This window comes from Rahnella ecdela (assembly GCF_019049625.1).
GTDB lineage: Bacteria > Pseudomonadota > Gammaproteobacteria > Enterobacterales > Enterobacteriaceae > Rahnella > Rahnella ecdela.
On sequence record NZ_JAFMOY010000122.1, the window covers coordinates 119,914 to 134,266 of the forward strand.

Genomic DNA, 14,353 nt, shown 5'->3' on the forward strand with positions numbered 1-14,353 from the left:
TAAATTGAATGCCGTTTGCGAACGGCAATGAAAGTCGTTCCTTCCTATTGAGGTGAAAATAATGGGTGGTATTAGTATTACAAAAATCCTGATTCTCGTTGTTCTTGTGGTACTGCTGTTCGGTACGAAGAAACTGCGTGGTCTGGGTTCTGATCTGGGCGCTTCCATCAAAGGCTTCAAAAAGGCCATGAGCGATGACGACAGTCAGCCAAAAACCAAAGACGCGGACATTTCTCCAACTGATGCTGATTTCGCGGCTAAGTCTGTTGAAAGTAAGCCAGAAGCGAAAGCAGAAGACACCAAGAGCCAAAACAAAGAGCAGGTATAAGCCGTGTTCGATATTGGATTTAGTGAACTGCTGCTGGTATTGGTGATTGGCCTGGTTGTGCTCGGGCCGGAGCGTTTACCTGTAGCAGTAAGAACAGTAGCAGGCTGGATCCGTACGCTTCGTGCAATGGCTGCGTCAGTTCAAAGCGAATTATCGCAGGAGCTGAAACTTCAGGAATTGCAGGATAGCCTGAAGAAAGCGGAAGAGTCCGGTCTGAAGAATTTAACGCCTGAAATCAAAGCGTCTATGGACGAGTTGAAAGAAGCGGCAGAATCCATGAAAAAGTCGATCAATTCAGGGTTAAACCCTGCGGAGAAGGCGGTGGAAGAAGCCAAAGCTGAAGGCAATACCATTCATAATCCGGTTCTGGATGAAGCGGAAGCGCATCATGACGCAGGTGTTTCACCGGCAACGGCGGACAAAGTGGTTTCTGCTCCGGCAAGTGTGCCACAAAGCGCAGTTGAAGCCGCACTGGCATCGAATAAAACCGCTCATGCTGCTCAGCCATTGATGACACCAACGGAACCGGTGCCTGATACTTCTGTTGAGGTTGCACCGGTGACGAAAGCTGCTGTTGATGAAGCACCCGTTGCTGAACCTGCCGCACCCGTCAAACCGGCTTCATCAACCCAAACGACAGGTGACCGTTAAACATGGCAGTTGAAGATACTCAACCACTGATCAGTCATCTGATTGAGCTGCGCAAGCGCCTGCTGAATGCCATTATCTGCATTCTGGTGGTGTTCTTAGCGCTGGTTTATTTTGCAAATGACATCTATCAGCTGGTGGCCTCACCGCTGATTAAGCAGATGCCGATGGGCGCAAGCATGATTGCGACCGACGTCGCATCACCGTTCTTTACGCCAATCAAACTGACGATGATTGTTTCGGTGTTCTTATCCGCACCGTTCATTTTGTATCAGGTTTGGGCGTTTGTAGCGCCTGCGCTGTACAAACATGAACGACGTCTGATGATGCCTCTGCTGTTCTCAAGCTCTGCATTATTCTATCTCGGCGTAGCATTTGCGTATTTCGTGGTGTTCCCGCTGGCGTTTGCTTTCTTTGCGAAAACGGCACCCGTAGGCGTGCAGATTGCGACGGACATTAACAACTATCTCGATTTCGTGATGGCGCTGTTTATGGCCTTTGGCGTGTCTTTCGAAGTGCCTATCGCAATTGTGTTGCTCTGCTGGAGTGGCGTGACCACGCCGGAAGACCTGAAGAAGAAACGTCCGTATGTCCTGGTTGGGGCATTCGTGGTCGGCATGCTGTTAACGCCACCGGATGTATTCTCGCAAACGCTGCTGGCAATCCCGATGTATCTGCTGTTTGAAATTGGTGTGTTCTTTGCCCGTTTCTACGTTGGAGCACGCCGCCGGTCTGATGTCGATTCTGAGTCTGATACCGATCCGGATCAGCCTGCATAATCCTTATTCTGCTTTAAAAAACCGCCCTGATGGGCGGTTTCTGTTTCAGGACTCCCCATGTTTGAAATCGGTATAAATCTCACCAGCAGCCAGTTTGATAAAGACCGGCCACAGGTAGTGGAAAGAGCCAAAGCCGCCGGGCTGAGCGGTATGTTGATCACGGGTACATCTGCGCAGGAGAGTGTCGAAGCGCAAAAGATGGCGTCACAACATTCGGACTTTTGCTGGTCTACCGCAGGCGTGCATCCGCATCAGGCCAGTGACTGGAATGAGCAGGTTGCCGCAGGTATTCGCAAGCTGGCTGAATTGCCGAATGTTGTCGCTATCGGTGAATGCGGGCTGGATTTCAATCGCAACTTTTCACCGGCAGATCTTCAGGAAGCCGCTTTTACAGCGCAACTGGCACTGGCGAAAGAGTTGCAGTTGCCGGTGTTTTTGCATTGTCGCGACGCCGGTGAGCGTTTTGCCGCCTTACTGAAGCCCTGGCTGGCCGATTTGCCGGGTGGCGTGGTGCATTGTTTTACAGGCACCCGCCAGGAGCTTGAGCTGTATTTGTCCCTTGGCCTCTCGATTGGGATTACCGGCTGGGTATGCGATGAGCGTCGCGGACTGGAACTGCGTGAAATGTTGCCGCTGATCCCGGCTGAACGGCTGATGCTGGAAACCGATGCGCCGTATTTATTGCCACGGGACATGGAAAACAAACCGAAGAACCGTCGCAACGAACCGGCTTTCCTGTCGCATATCGTGGAAAAGGTGGCGCTGTGGCGGGGTGAAGACCCGCAATGGCTGGCGGATATTACCGATGCCAATGCGCGTAAGCTATTTGCGTTGCCGGAACGTCGCTGAATCTATTAAAAGGCACCGCTGAAGGGTGCCTTTTCGTCTGAATATGTTGGAAATGCCGGTCAGAGTTTCTGGAAATGGGTATTTTCAATGCTTTGGCGAACAGGCTGATTGATGAGGTTGAGCATCAGCAGCGAGCGAGCCTCGCCATCGGGCTCGGTATAAATGGCTTCGATACCGGCGAAAATACCGTCAGTAATGACAACCGAATCGCCTTCATACGGCGTATCAGGATCACGAACTTCAATCGTCGGCGGCTCCATCAGTTGTTTAATCACGTCCGGCTGAACGGTTGCCAGTTTTGTCCCAAAGCGGATGAAGTGGCTGACACCACGCGTTGCGTTGATCGTCGTGGTATGGATCCGCTCAGGGTCAAACTCAATGAACATGTAATTTGGAAACAGGGGCTCGCTGACCGCCGTACGGCGACCACGCACCAGTTTTTCCAGTGTAATCATTGGTGTCAGACAGTTAACCTGTTGGCGCTCAAGATGTTCTTTGGCGCGCAGAAGCTGACCACGTTTGCAATAGAGTAAATACCAGGATTCCATAGGTTCCCACATTAAAACGTTGAGCGGGGCAGCATACCAAAAGCCGCTCATGAGATACAGACGGTGCAAGTCTTTGCAGACGTTTGCTGATTGTCGACCCGTTATCTTTTATTATCGAAGAAAAGCACGTTCCTATCCCCTCTATTAGTCTTATTTTATCAGGAGAAGTCTCATGGAGTTGTTCTTACTGAGTAACGGTAAGCTGTCTGGCGAATCGGAGTTACTGGGCTACGCGAAAGCGCGTATCCAGACCATGTTGCAGGCCCGCAAAATTACGTCTGCCGTCCTCATTCCTTATGCGCTGATCCGCAGTGATTATGATGCGCGTGCGAAAGAACTTTCAGATGCGCTGAGCATTCAGGTCAGCAGCATTCATCATGCAGAAAACCCGGCTGAGGCAATTGCCAGCGCGGAATGTATTCTTATCAGCGGCGGAAATACCTGGATGCTCAATCAGTTGCTGCATGAAAACGGCCTGATCGTGCCGATTCAGCGCGCAGTGCGTGAACGCAATGTGCCGTATGTCGGCTGGAGCGCAGGTTGTAATGTCGCGACACCAAGCATTCGTACCACCAATGATATGCCGGTGCGCAATTCCGTGGTGCTGCCTGCTCTGGGTCTGTTCCCTGTGCAAATCAACCCGCATTACATTGACGCGCATTTAAGTGGTCACATGGGTGAAACCCGTGATGAACGCATTGCAGAATTCTGCGCGGTTAATCCGTCGGAATCCGTGATTGCGTTACGTGAAGGCAGCCTGTTGCAGGTTTCCGGAAATGATCTGAGTTATTTCAGTGCAAAAGATCAGGGCTTCAAGGTGTTCCGTCACGGACATGAAACGCAGGAATATCAGGATACTCAGGCGATTCAGTCTCTGGTACCTTTTAACTGCCAGTAATTTTCGCACAGTCCTCAATACGCACCGTCAGACCAGAAATAACAGGACTGACGGTTATACTGCTTTTTCGTTATCAGATTTTGCTTGTGGTAAGGGCTTTACTAAAAAGAAACCTGCTGATAACAAAAAAGCAGCAACAACCCCGGAGAGGCTCTATAATGCCCTCCTTCAACCCGGCGACTCAGAATTAGCATGAAATACCGTGATTTACGTGACTTCCTCTCGTTACTCGAAAAGAGAGGCCAGCTGAAACGCATTAGCCAGTCTGTCGACCCTTATCTGGAAATGACCGAGATTGCCGATCGCACCTTGCGTGCCGGTGGCCCGGCTCTGCTGTTCGAAAATCCAAAAGGCTATGACATGCCGGTCCTGTGCAATTTATTCGGCACACCGCAACGTGTGGCGATGGGCATGGGCAAAGAAGATGTCAGCGCGTTGCGTGAAGTCGGTGAATTGCTGGCGTTTTTGAAAGAACCCGAGCCGCCGCGCGGTTTTCGTGATTTATACGATAAAGCACCGAAGTTTAAACAAGTGCTGAATATGCCGACCAAAGTGTTGCATTCCGCACCTTGTCAGGAGCAAATCTGGGAAGGCGACGCCGTTGATATCACCAAAATTCCGGTGATGCAGTGCTGGCCGGAAGATGCCGCACCGCTGATCACCTGGGGTCTGACCGTCACCCGTGGCCCGAACAAACCGCGCCAGAATCTGGGCATTTATCGCCAGCAGGTGCTGGGCAAAAACAAAGTGATTATGCGCTGGTTGTCTCATCGCGGCGGCGCACTGGATTTCCAGGAGTGGTGCCAGCAGAATCCGGGGCAGCGTTTTCCGGTGTCCGTGGCGCTGGGTGCCGATCCGGCGACAATTCTGGGTGCTGTGACACCGGTTCCCGATACGCTGTCTGAATATGCCTTCGCTGGTTTGTTGCGTGGCAATAAAACCGAAGTCGTGAAGTGTATTTCTAACGATCTGGAAGTCCCGGCCAGCGCTGAAATTGTGCTGGAAGGGTACATCGAACCGGGCGAAATGGCACCTGAAGGTCCTTATGGTGACCACACCGGCTACTATAATGAAGTAGACAGTTTCCCGGTGTTCACGATCACGCACATGACCCAGCGTAAAGACGCTATCTATCATTCGACCTACACCGGCCGTCCGCCGGATGAACCTGCGGTTCTGGGTGTGGCGCTGAATGAAGTGTTTGTGCCAATCCTGAAAAAGCAGTTTCCGGAAATCGTTGATTTTTATCTGCCCCCAGAGGGTTGCTCGTACCGTCTGGCTGTCGTTACCATGAAGAAGCAATACGCCGGTCATGCGAAACGCGTGATGATGGGCGTCTGGTCATTCCTGCGTCAGTTTATGTACACCAAGTTTGTGATTGTGTGCGACGACGACGTGAATGCCCGCGACTGGAACGATGTGATTTGGGCGATTACCACCCGAATGGATCCCGCACGGGATACGGTTCTGGTAGAAAATACGCCGATTGATTATCTCGATTTTGCCTCTCCGGTTTCCGGGCTGGGTTCAAAAATGGGGATGGATGCGACCAACAAATGGCCGGGTGAAACGCAGCGTGAATGGGGGCGTCCGATTGTGAAAGATCCGGAGGTCACCGCGCGTATCGACGCTATTTGGGATGAACTCGCTATTCTTAATGATAAAGACGATGCGAAAAAATAATCGAATCTTTGTCCTACGCTTTGCTTTGATGACCCACAGAGGGAACGCATGACAACATTGAGCTGTAAAGTGACCTCGGTCGAGGCGATAACGGATACGGTGTATCGCGTTCGTCTTGTTCCGGAAGCGCCTTTCTCGTTCCGCGCGGGTCAGTATCTGATGGTGGTAATGGATGAGCGCGACAAGCGCCCGTTCTCGCTGGCTTCTACGCCAGCTCAACACAATGTGATTGAGCTGCACATCGGCGCGTCAGAACTGAATCTGTATGCGATGGCGGTCATGGATCGCATTCTGAAAGAGCAGGCGATCACCGTGGATATTCCTCACGGAGATGCATGGCTGCGTGAAGACGGCGACCGTCCGCTGGTGCTGATTGCCGGGGGTACCGGATTCTCCTACGTCCGTTCGATTCTTATCACCGCACTCGAACAGCAGCCGCATCGCGATATCTCCATTTACTGGGGCGGGCGTGAGCTAAAGCACCTGTATGATCTCGGTGAACTGGAAGCGATGAGCATTAATCATCCGAACCTGAAAGTGATCCCGGTGGTTGAACAGCCGGAAGATGGCTGGCAGGGCAGAAGCGGTACGGTTCTGAGCGCAGTTTTACAGGATTTCTCCACGCTGGCTGAGCACGATATTTATATCGCCGGTCGTTTTGAGATGGCTAAAATTGCCCGTGAGCGTTTTGTCGCGGAGCGCGGTGCGCAGGAAGACCGTCTGTTTGGTGATGCCTTCTCTTTCATCTGACCCTTTAAAGATGAAAAGAATGATGAAAAAGCCCGCCCCTGACAGGCGGGAAAACGGCAACTAAAGCGGGTAAGAATGATTTATAAAAAGCGGACTTTATGTCCGCTTTTTTGTTTTTGAAGAAAGAGGAAATCAGATGCGTTCGAAAACGGTCGCGATGCCCTGACCCAAACCGATACACATGGTCGCCACGCCAAACTGGACGTCGCGGCGCTCCATCAGGTTCAGCAGCGTGGTGGAGATCCGTGAGCCGGAGCAGCCGAGCGGGTGACCAAGCGCAATAGCGCCGCCGTTCAGGTTGACGCGGTCTTCCATCGTTTCCAGCAGTCCCAAATCTTTCACACACGGTAAGGCTTGTGCGGCGAAAGCTTCGTTCAGCTCGAACAGGCCGATGTCCTGCACGCTCAGTCCGGCACGTTTCAGTGCCAGACGCGTTGCCGGTACAGGGCCGTAACCCATAATCGACGGGTCACAGCCGACCACTGCCATTGCACGGATGCGGGCACGAGCTTTCAGACCTAAAGATTTGGCATGGGTCTCGCTCATCAGCAGCATTGCCGATGCGCCGTCGGACAGGGCAGAAGATGTGCCCGCCGTAACGGTGCCGTTGACCGGATCGAACGCCGGTCGCAGTGCCGCCAGTGTGGCGACCGTGGTCTCAGGGCGGATCACTTCGTCAAAATCATACCGGGTCAGTACGCCTTCTGCGTTATGGCCTTCGGTAGGAACAATTTCATTGGCAAAATGTCCGGCGACCGTGGCGGCATGCGCGCGCTGATGGGAACGCGCGGCAAATTCATCCTGCATTTCACGGCTGATCTGGTGCATTTTCGCCAGCATCTCTGCCGTCAGTCCCATCATGCCTGCGGCTTTCGCCACAGTTTTGCTCAGGCCCGGATGGAAATCCACGCCGTGATTCATCGGCACGTGACCCATATGTTCCACGCCGCCAATCAGACTCACTTGGGCATCACCGACCATAATAGCGCGCGCAGCATCATGCAGAGCCTGCATGGAAGAACCGCACAACCGGTTGACCGTGGTCGCAGGAACACTATGCGGGATTTCCGCCAGCAGTGACGCATTACGGGCAATATTGAAGCCTTGTTCCAGCGTCTGCTGGACGCAGCCCCAGTAAATATCATCAATATCTTTGGCGTTCAGCGCCGGATTACGGGCCAGAACGGCACGCATCAGATGCGCGGAGAGATCTTCAGCCCTGACGTGGCGGAATGCGCCGCCTTTCGAGCGGCCCATTGGCGTGCGGACTGCGTCAACAATGACTACGTTTTCCATGATTTCGGTCCTTATGCCTGATTACCGGTGCTGAGGTTTTCCAGCGGAGCCGCAACCGGATAGTAACTTTCATTGGTTTGCGCTTTGGCGCGTAACCCTTCCGGTGCCTGGTACATCGGCCCCAGATGTGCATATTGCTCTGTCATTTTCAGATATTCGGCGGTGCCAAGGGTATCCAGGTAACGGAAAGGGCCGCCGTGGAACGGAGGGAATCCGATGCCGTACACCAGCGCCATGTCGGCTTCGGCCGGACTGGCAATAATGCCTTCTTCAAAGCAGCGAACGACTTCGTTAATCATCGGGATCATCATGCGGGCGATGATGTCCTGCGGTGAGAAGTCCGCGTGTGCCGGTTTCAGATTGTCGGCCAGCAGGCTGATCGCCTGTTCATCGACTTCCTTGCGCGGTTTGCCCTTGCTGTCTTCGCTGTAACGGTAGAAACCGAGCTGGTTTTTCTGACCGAAACGGCGGTTGTCGAACAGCACATCCACGGCATCGCGATAATCGCGGGCCATACGTTGCGGGAAACCGGCAGCCATCACGGCCTGTGCATGGTGAGCGGTGTCGATACCGACCACGTCCAGCAGGTAGGCCGGGCCCATCGGCCAGCCGAACTGTTTTTCCATCACTTTGTCGATCTGGCGGAAATCTGCGCCATCACGCAGCAGCAAGCTGAAGCCGGAGAAATACGGGAACAGCACGCGGTTGACGAAGAATCCCGGGCAGTCATTGACCACAATCGGCGTTTTACCCATCGCCAGTGCGTAAGAGACGATACGCGAAATCGTTTTGTCTGAGGTTTTCTCGCCACGCACGATTTCGACCAGCGGCATACGGTGAACCGGGTTGAAGAAGTGCATACCGCAAAAGTTTTCCGGGCGTTTCAGCGAGGACGCCAGCTGATCGATAGGAATGGTTGAGGTATTTGAGGCCAGTACGGTATCGGTGCCGAGCAGAGATTCTGCTTCAGCCAGTACCGCCGCTTTCACTTTTGGATTTTCCACCACGGCTTCGACCACTACATTGGCGCGTTCGATGCCGCTGTAATTCAGCGTCGGCTGAATGGTTGAAAGCACTTTGGCCATTTTCAGGCCGTCGAGCTTACCGCGCTCCAGTTGCTTGTTCAGCAACTTAGCCGCTTCGTTCATGCCGAGTGTCAGGGACTGATCGTTGATGTCTTTCATCACCACCGGCACACCTTTCAGCGCAGACTGATAAGCGATACCGCCGCCCATAATACCCGCACCCAGTACGGCGGCCTGCTTAGGTTTCTCACTGTCTTGCGCCAGTTTTTTGGCTTTGCCTTTCACGAACTGATCGTTAAGGAAAATGCTGACCAGCGCGCGGGCTTCTTTCGATTGTGCCAGCGGGACAAAGCTGGCGGTTTCCAGCTGCAATGCTTCGTCGCGGCCCAGACGCGCGGCGGCTTCAATGGTTTTCACTGCGGTCATTGGTGCCGGATAATGTTTACCGGCATTTTGCATAACCATACTTTTGGCAACGCTGAAGCTCATCGCCGCTTCAATCTGGCTGAGTTTCAGCGGCAGACGCTTCGGGTCACGGCGGCTGTGCCATTCCAGTTTGCCGTCAACAGCGTTTTTCAGCATGGTAATACCGGCGTCGCGCAGTTTATCTGCTTCAACCACCGCATCCACCAGCCCGACTTTCAGGGCTTCTTTTCCGCTGATATTTTTACCGGCGGCGATAATTTCCAGCGCACTGTCGGTGCCAATCAGGCGCGGGAGACGCACGGATCCCCCGAAGCCCGGCATGATGCCTAAACTGGTTTCTGGCAGGCCAATACGCGCATCAGCGGTGCTGATACGAAAATCCGTCGCCAGCACGCATTCGCAGCCGCCGCCCAGCGCATAACCGCTGATGGCAGAAAGCGTCGGCACCGGCAGGTCTTCCAGGCGGTTAAAAATGCTGTTGGCGAAATCTAACCACTCATGCAGTTTTTCAGCTGGCGCATTAAACAGGGATAAAAATTCGGTGATATCCGCGCCTACGATAAACGCCGGTTTGGCTGAACTAAGCAGCAGACCTTTCAGGTCAGACTGTTTTTCAAGTATCGCAATCGCTTCGCCCAGGCTGGCGACCGTTTGGGTGTCGAGCTTGTTCACCGAGCCTGGAGCATCAAACACCAGCTCCGCGATACCGCCGTCGAGCCAGTGCAGGTGTAATGTTTCGCCTTGGTAGAGCATGTGTCTCTCCTGAATCATCTGGGATGATCTGGTATGACCAGATGCTTTCGAGTGTGGTTTTTATGTTAATAATTTGCAAATGAGATGTGTTTTATTTGCAGGCAAGATCACAAACCTTCCGGGACTATGGTCACGGTGAGGCTGTGGTAAGATGCTGCATCGTCTTTCAGGTGAAAAAAGGACAGTTGGATGGAATCGCTTACTACGCTTTATAAAGAACATATCGCCACGCTGCAGACGCGTGCCCGTGAAATTCTGCAACGTTCTCAGCTTGATGCGTTACTGATTCACTCCGGTGAATTGCTGACGACCTTCCTTGATGACCACAGTTATCCGTTCAAAGTAAATCCGCAGTTCAAAGCCTGGGTGCCGGTCACTCAGGTACCAAACTGCTGGCTATGGGTGGATGGCGTGAATGCGCCGAAGCTGTGGTTTTATTCGCCCGTGGACTACTGGCACAGCCACGAGCCGCTGCCGGAGTCTTTCTGGACCAAAGAAATTTCCCTGACGCCGCTGGCGAATGCCGATGACATCAAAGGTCAGTTGCCAGTTGATCTCAAGCGCGTCGGTTACATCGGTTCGAGTCAGGATCGCGCAATCAGCATGGGCATTCCTGCGGCGAACGTGAATCCGAAACCGGTGCTGGATTATCTGCATTATCATCGCGCTTACAAAACAGATTACGAACTGGCCTGCATGCGTGAAGCGCAGAAAGTGGCGGTGAGCGGCCATCGTGCGGCGAAAGAAGCATTCCTTTCGGGCATGAGTGAGTTCGACATCAATCTGGCGTATCTGACTGCCACCGGACACCGTGATACCGACGTACCTTACGGCAACATCGTCGCGCTCAATGAACACGCTTCCGTGCTGCATTACACCACGCTCGATAACCAGCCGCCTGCCGAAATGCGCAGCTTCCTGCTGGATGCCGGTGCGGAATACAACGGTTATGCCGCTGACCTGACGCGTACGTATGCCGCAAAACCGGACAGTGATTTCGCTGCGTTGATCAAAGATCTTAATACCGAAGAACTGGCGCTGATCGATACGATTAAAGCCGGTGTGCGCTATACCGACTATCATGTTCAGATGCATCACCGTATCGCCAAATTATTGAAAGCGCACAAGCTGGTGGTCGATATCAGTGAAGATGCGATGGTGGAACAGAACCTGACCGGGCCTTTCCTGCCGCATGGTCTGGGACATCCGCTGGGATTACAGGTACACGACGTGGCCGGTTTCATGCAGGACGACACCGGTACGCATCTGGCGGCGCCTTCGCAATATCCTTATCTGCGTTGTACCCGTGTCCTTGAGCCGGGAATGGTGCTGACCATCGAGCCAGGTTTGTATTTCATTGATTCGTTGCTGTTACCGTGGCGCGAAGGGCAGTTCAGCAAGCACTTTGCCTGGGATCGCATCGACGCAATGAAGCCTTATGGCGGCATTCGTATCGAAGACAACATTGTCATCCACGATAATCGTATCGAGAATATGACACGTGATCTGAAGCTGGCCTGATGCAGCCTTACTCCGTCCCCGCTGAGTCTGTTAGTTTCAGCGAAGAAATAAAGAAGAGCCGTTTCATCACCCTGCTGGCGAGAACCGAGGGGGTTGAAGCGGCGAAAGCTTTTATTCAGGAGGTCAGAAATCAGCATCCTGCAGCGCGTCATCACTGCTGGGCGTTTGTGGCTGGCGCGCCGGATGATTCTCAGCAACTGGGATTTTCTGATGACGGGGAACCTGCGGGCACAGCAGGCAAACCAATCCTCAGCCAGCTGATGGGAAGCGGGATCGGAGAAATTACCGCTGTCGTAGTGCGTTATTACGGCGGAATTATGCTGGGCACCGGCGGTCTGGTGAAAGCCTACGGCGGGGGAGTTCAGCAGGCATTAAAGCAACTTGTCGTGCAGCAAAAAGTTCCGCTGGCGGAATTCGCGGTGCAGTGTGATTACAGCCAGTTACAGCTGGTGGAAACGCTGCTTTCGCAAGTTGGCGGTCATATTTTACGCAGTGAGTTCGGCGCTGCGGTAGATCTCGTTCTGGCGTTGCCTGCTGCGGATGCACCGGCAACAGTCAGCCATTTATTCGATATCAGCCGTGGCACGCTTATCCTGCGTCCGGTTTCTTAAATTTTTCTATGGTTAATTCGCTGAGGAACGCACCAGCATGCATTTTCGTGCCATAACACGCATCGTGGGGGTGCTCGTCATCCTTTTCTCGGGAACGATGATCATTCCCGGACTGGTCGCTTTAATTTACCGTGATGGTGCGGGGCGTGCATTCAGTCAGACATTCTTCGTCGCCCTGACCATCGGGCTCTTACTCTGGCTTCCCAACCGGAAACAAAAGAGTGAGCTCAAGCCCCGCGAGGGTTTCCTGATTGTCGTGCTGTTCTGGACGGTGCTGGGCAGCGTCGGGGCACTGCCGTTTCTTTTCTCTGAAAGACCGAATCTTTCCCTTACCGATGCCTTTTTTGAATCTTTTTCCGGTCTGACAACGACGGGTGCGACCACGCTGGTCGGGCTGGATTCACTGCCGAAAGCGATTCTGTTCTACCGGCAGATGCTGCAATGGTTTGGCGGGATGGGGATCATTGTGCTCGCCGTGGCGATTCTGCCGATATTGGGCGTCGGGGGGATGCAGTTGTATCGCGCCGAAATGCCGGGGCCACTAAAAGATAACAAGATGCGCCCGCGTATTGCCGAGACGGCCAAAACGCTGTGGCTTATTTATGTTCTGCTGACGATTGCCTGCGCGCTGTCACTCTGGGGCGCGGGGATGTCGGTCTTTGATGCGATTGGCCACAGTTTCTCGACGATTGCGATCGGTGGTTTCTCGACGCACGACGCCAGTATCGGCTATTTCCATAGCGGCACCATTAACACCATCGTTGCGGTATTCCTGCTGATTTCCGGCTGTAACTACGGTCTGCACTTTGCGGTATTGAGCGGAAGAAACCTGAAGGTGTACTGGCGTGATCCCGAATTTCGTATGTTTATCGGTGTGCAGTTCACGCTGGTCGTCATCTGTACGGTGATTCTGTGGATCCACAATACCTACGGCTCACCGCTGGAAACGCTCAATCAGGCCTTCTTCCAGGTGGTTTCGATGGCGACCACGGCAGGGTATACCACAGACAGTATTTCCAAATGGCCGCTGTTCCTGCCGCTTCTGTTGCTGTGCTCTGCCTTTATCGGCGGCTGTGCGGGTTCCACCGGTGGCGGCCTGAAAGTTATCCGCATCCTCCTTCTTTATTTACAAGGCTCACGCGAACTGAAAAGGCTGGTTCACCCGAATGCGGTTTACACCATCAAACTGGGTAACCGTGCTCTGCCGGAACGCATTATTGAAGCCGTCTGGGGATTCTTCTCCGCCTATGCGCTGGTATTCATTATCAGCATGCTGGCGATCGTGGCGACCGGCGTGGATAATTTCTCGGCTTTTGCCGCGGTCACCGCGACGCTGAATAACCTTGGGCCGGGATTAGGCGTAGTGGCCGATAACTTTGCTTCAATGAATTCAGTGGCGAAATGGATCCTGATCGTCACCATGCTGTTTGGTCGCCTCGAAGTCTTCACATTATTAGTACTGTTCACGCCGACATTCTGGCGCGAATGAGTTTTAAGAAAGGGAAACAAGAATGAAAGCATTGATACTCTATTCAAGTCGTGACGGACAGACGCATGCGATTGCTTCTTATATAGCAAGTGAACTGAAAGAGAAGTGCAGCTGCGATGTCATCGATCTCGTTCATGCTGAACACGTCGATTTGAAAAACTATGACCAGGTCATGATAGGCGCTTCTATACGTTATGGTCATTTTAATCCGGTGCTGGATAAATTCGTTGAAAAACACGAGCAGACTCTGAACCAGATGCCTTCGGCATTCTTCGGTGTGAATCTGACGGCGCGTAAAGCTGAGAAAAGGACACCGCAAACCAATGCCTATGTGCGTAAGTTCCTGCTGGCCACGTCGTGGAAACCTGCGCTATGCGCAGTATTCGCCGGAGCGCTGCGTTATCCGCGATATCGCTGGTTCGATAAGGTGATGATCCAACTTATTATGCGTATGACAGGCGGCGAAACAGACACCCGTAAAGAAGTGGAATACACCGACTGGGAGCAGGTGGCTAAATTCGCTGAAGATTTTGGCCAGATATCGTATAAAAAATCGCATTAATGCGGACTAAATAGACGTATAGACCAAAAAGAAAGCATTCGAAAAGTTTTTTTTAATTAAGGGTTGCGGCCTTCTGAGAACTCCCTATAATGCGCCTCCACTGACCGGGAACAACGACTCCTCTAACGAGAACCAAGTCGACCAGTCAGGAAGAATCAACCCGGTGAAAACACCGCATCTTGTAAAA

The 14,353-nt window shown here is 52.9% G+C and carries 14 protein-coding genes; 11 read left to right on the forward strand and 3 right to left on the reverse strand.

What is annotated here, in order from left to right; all coding sequences use genetic code 11:
• The first annotated feature begins 61 nt into the window (after positions 1 to 61).
• From tatA to tatD, 4 genes are read left to right on the forward strand one after another with little or no spacing between them, the layout of a single operon-like run.
• Complete coding sequence (gene tatA / locus J1784_RS10065) at positions 62 to 328, forward strand: Sec-independent protein translocase subunit TatA (RefSeq protein ID WP_217149079.1); 267 nt, start codon at positions 62 to 64, stop codon at positions 326 to 328.
• Between the two features lie 3 nt (positions 329 to 331).
• Entirely contained in the window at positions 332 to 979 is a 648-nt protein-coding gene (gene tatB, locus J1784_RS10070) for a Sec-independent protein translocase protein TatB (protein WP_217149080.1), read from the forward strand.
• A 2-nt stretch (positions 980 to 981) separates the two neighbouring features.
• Positions 982 to 1,755 (forward strand): Sec-independent protein translocase subunit TatC, encoded by a 774-nt coding sequence (gene tatC, locus J1784_RS10075; protein ID WP_120509299.1) that lies wholly within the window; start codon positions 982 to 984, stop codon positions 1,753 to 1,755.
• Positions 1,756 to 1,812: 57 nt separating this feature from the next.
• Positions 1,813 to 2,604 carry a 3'-5' ssDNA/RNA exonuclease TatD gene (tatD, locus tag J1784_RS10080; RefSeq protein ID WP_217149081.1) on the forward strand — a complete coding sequence of 264 codons (792 nt, stop codon included), beginning with the start codon at positions 1,813 to 1,815 and terminating at the stop codon, positions 2,602 to 2,604.
• Positions 2,605 to 2,663: 59 nt separating this feature from the next.
• Here tatD and rfaH read toward each other — a convergent pair whose 3' ends face one another.
• Positions 2,664 to 3,152, reverse strand: coding sequence for a transcription/translation regulatory transformer protein RfaH (rfaH, locus tag J1784_RS10085; protein WP_217149082.1), 489 nt, complete (start codon positions 3,150 to 3,152; stop codon positions 2,664 to 2,666).
• A 172-nt stretch (positions 3,153 to 3,324) separates the two neighbouring features.
• On the opposite strand from rfaH, the gene pepE reads away from it, so the two are divergent.
• The 3 genes from pepE to fre all read left to right on the forward strand — a co-directional run bounded on the left by pepE (position 3,325) and on the right by fre (position 6,483).
• Positions 3,325 to 4,050, forward strand: coding sequence for a dipeptidase PepE (gene pepE, locus J1784_RS10090; protein ID WP_217149083.1), 726 nt, complete (start codon positions 3,325 to 3,327; stop codon positions 4,048 to 4,050).
• Positions 4,051 to 4,242: 192 nt separating this feature from the next.
• Positions 4,243 to 5,733, forward strand: coding sequence for a 4-hydroxy-3-polyprenylbenzoate decarboxylase (gene ubiD, locus J1784_RS10095; protein WP_120509303.1), 1,491 nt, complete (start codon positions 4,243 to 4,245; stop codon positions 5,731 to 5,733).
• 48 nt (positions 5,734 to 5,781) lie between these two features.
• Positions 5,782 to 6,483, forward strand: a complete 702-nt coding sequence (gene fre / locus J1784_RS10100; RefSeq protein WP_217149084.1) for an NAD(P)H-flavin reductase — start codon at positions 5,782 to 5,784, stop codon at positions 6,481 to 6,483.
• 132 nt (positions 6,484 to 6,615) lie between these two features.
• Here fre and fadA read toward each other — a convergent pair whose 3' ends face one another.
• Both fadA and fadB read right to left on the reverse strand, forming a co-directional pair.
• Entirely contained in the window at positions 6,616 to 7,779 is a 1,164-nt protein-coding gene (gene fadA, locus J1784_RS10105) for an acetyl-CoA C-acyltransferase FadA (RefSeq protein ID WP_217149085.1), read from the reverse strand.
• 11 nt (positions 7,780 to 7,790) lie between these two features.
• Positions 7,791 to 9,983, reverse strand: a complete 2,193-nt coding sequence (gene fadB, locus J1784_RS10110; RefSeq protein ID WP_217149086.1) for a fatty acid oxidation complex subunit alpha FadB — start codon at positions 9,981 to 9,983, stop codon at positions 7,791 to 7,793.
• 189 nt (positions 9,984 to 10,172) lie between these two features.
• On the opposite strand from fadB, the gene pepQ reads away from it, so the two are divergent.
• From pepQ to hemG, 4 genes are read left to right on the forward strand one after another with little or no spacing between them, the layout of a single operon-like run.
• Positions 10,173 to 11,504 carry a Xaa-Pro dipeptidase gene (gene pepQ, locus J1784_RS10115; protein ID WP_217149087.1) on the forward strand — a complete coding sequence of 444 codons (1,332 nt, stop codon included), beginning with the start codon at positions 10,173 to 10,175 and terminating at the stop codon, positions 11,502 to 11,504.
• Positions 11,504 to 12,115 (forward strand): IMPACT family protein, encoded by a 612-nt coding sequence (locus J1784_RS10120; protein WP_217149088.1) that lies wholly within the window; start codon positions 11,504 to 11,506, stop codon positions 12,113 to 12,115. Before pepQ ends, J1784_RS10120 begins: the two co-directional genes overlap by 1 nt.
• A gap of 37 nt (positions 12,116 to 12,152) precedes the next feature.
• Complete coding sequence (gene trkH, locus J1784_RS10125) at positions 12,153 to 13,604, forward strand: Trk system potassium transporter TrkH (RefSeq protein ID WP_217149089.1); 1,452 nt, start codon at positions 12,153 to 12,155, stop codon at positions 13,602 to 13,604.
• 22 nt (positions 13,605 to 13,626) lie between these two features.
• Positions 13,627 to 14,166 carry a menaquinone-dependent protoporphyrinogen IX dehydrogenase gene (hemG, locus tag J1784_RS10130; protein ID WP_217149090.1) on the forward strand — a complete coding sequence of 180 codons (540 nt, stop codon included), beginning with the start codon at positions 13,627 to 13,629 and terminating at the stop codon, positions 14,164 to 14,166.
• Positions 14,167 to 14,353: the final 187 nt, after the last annotated feature.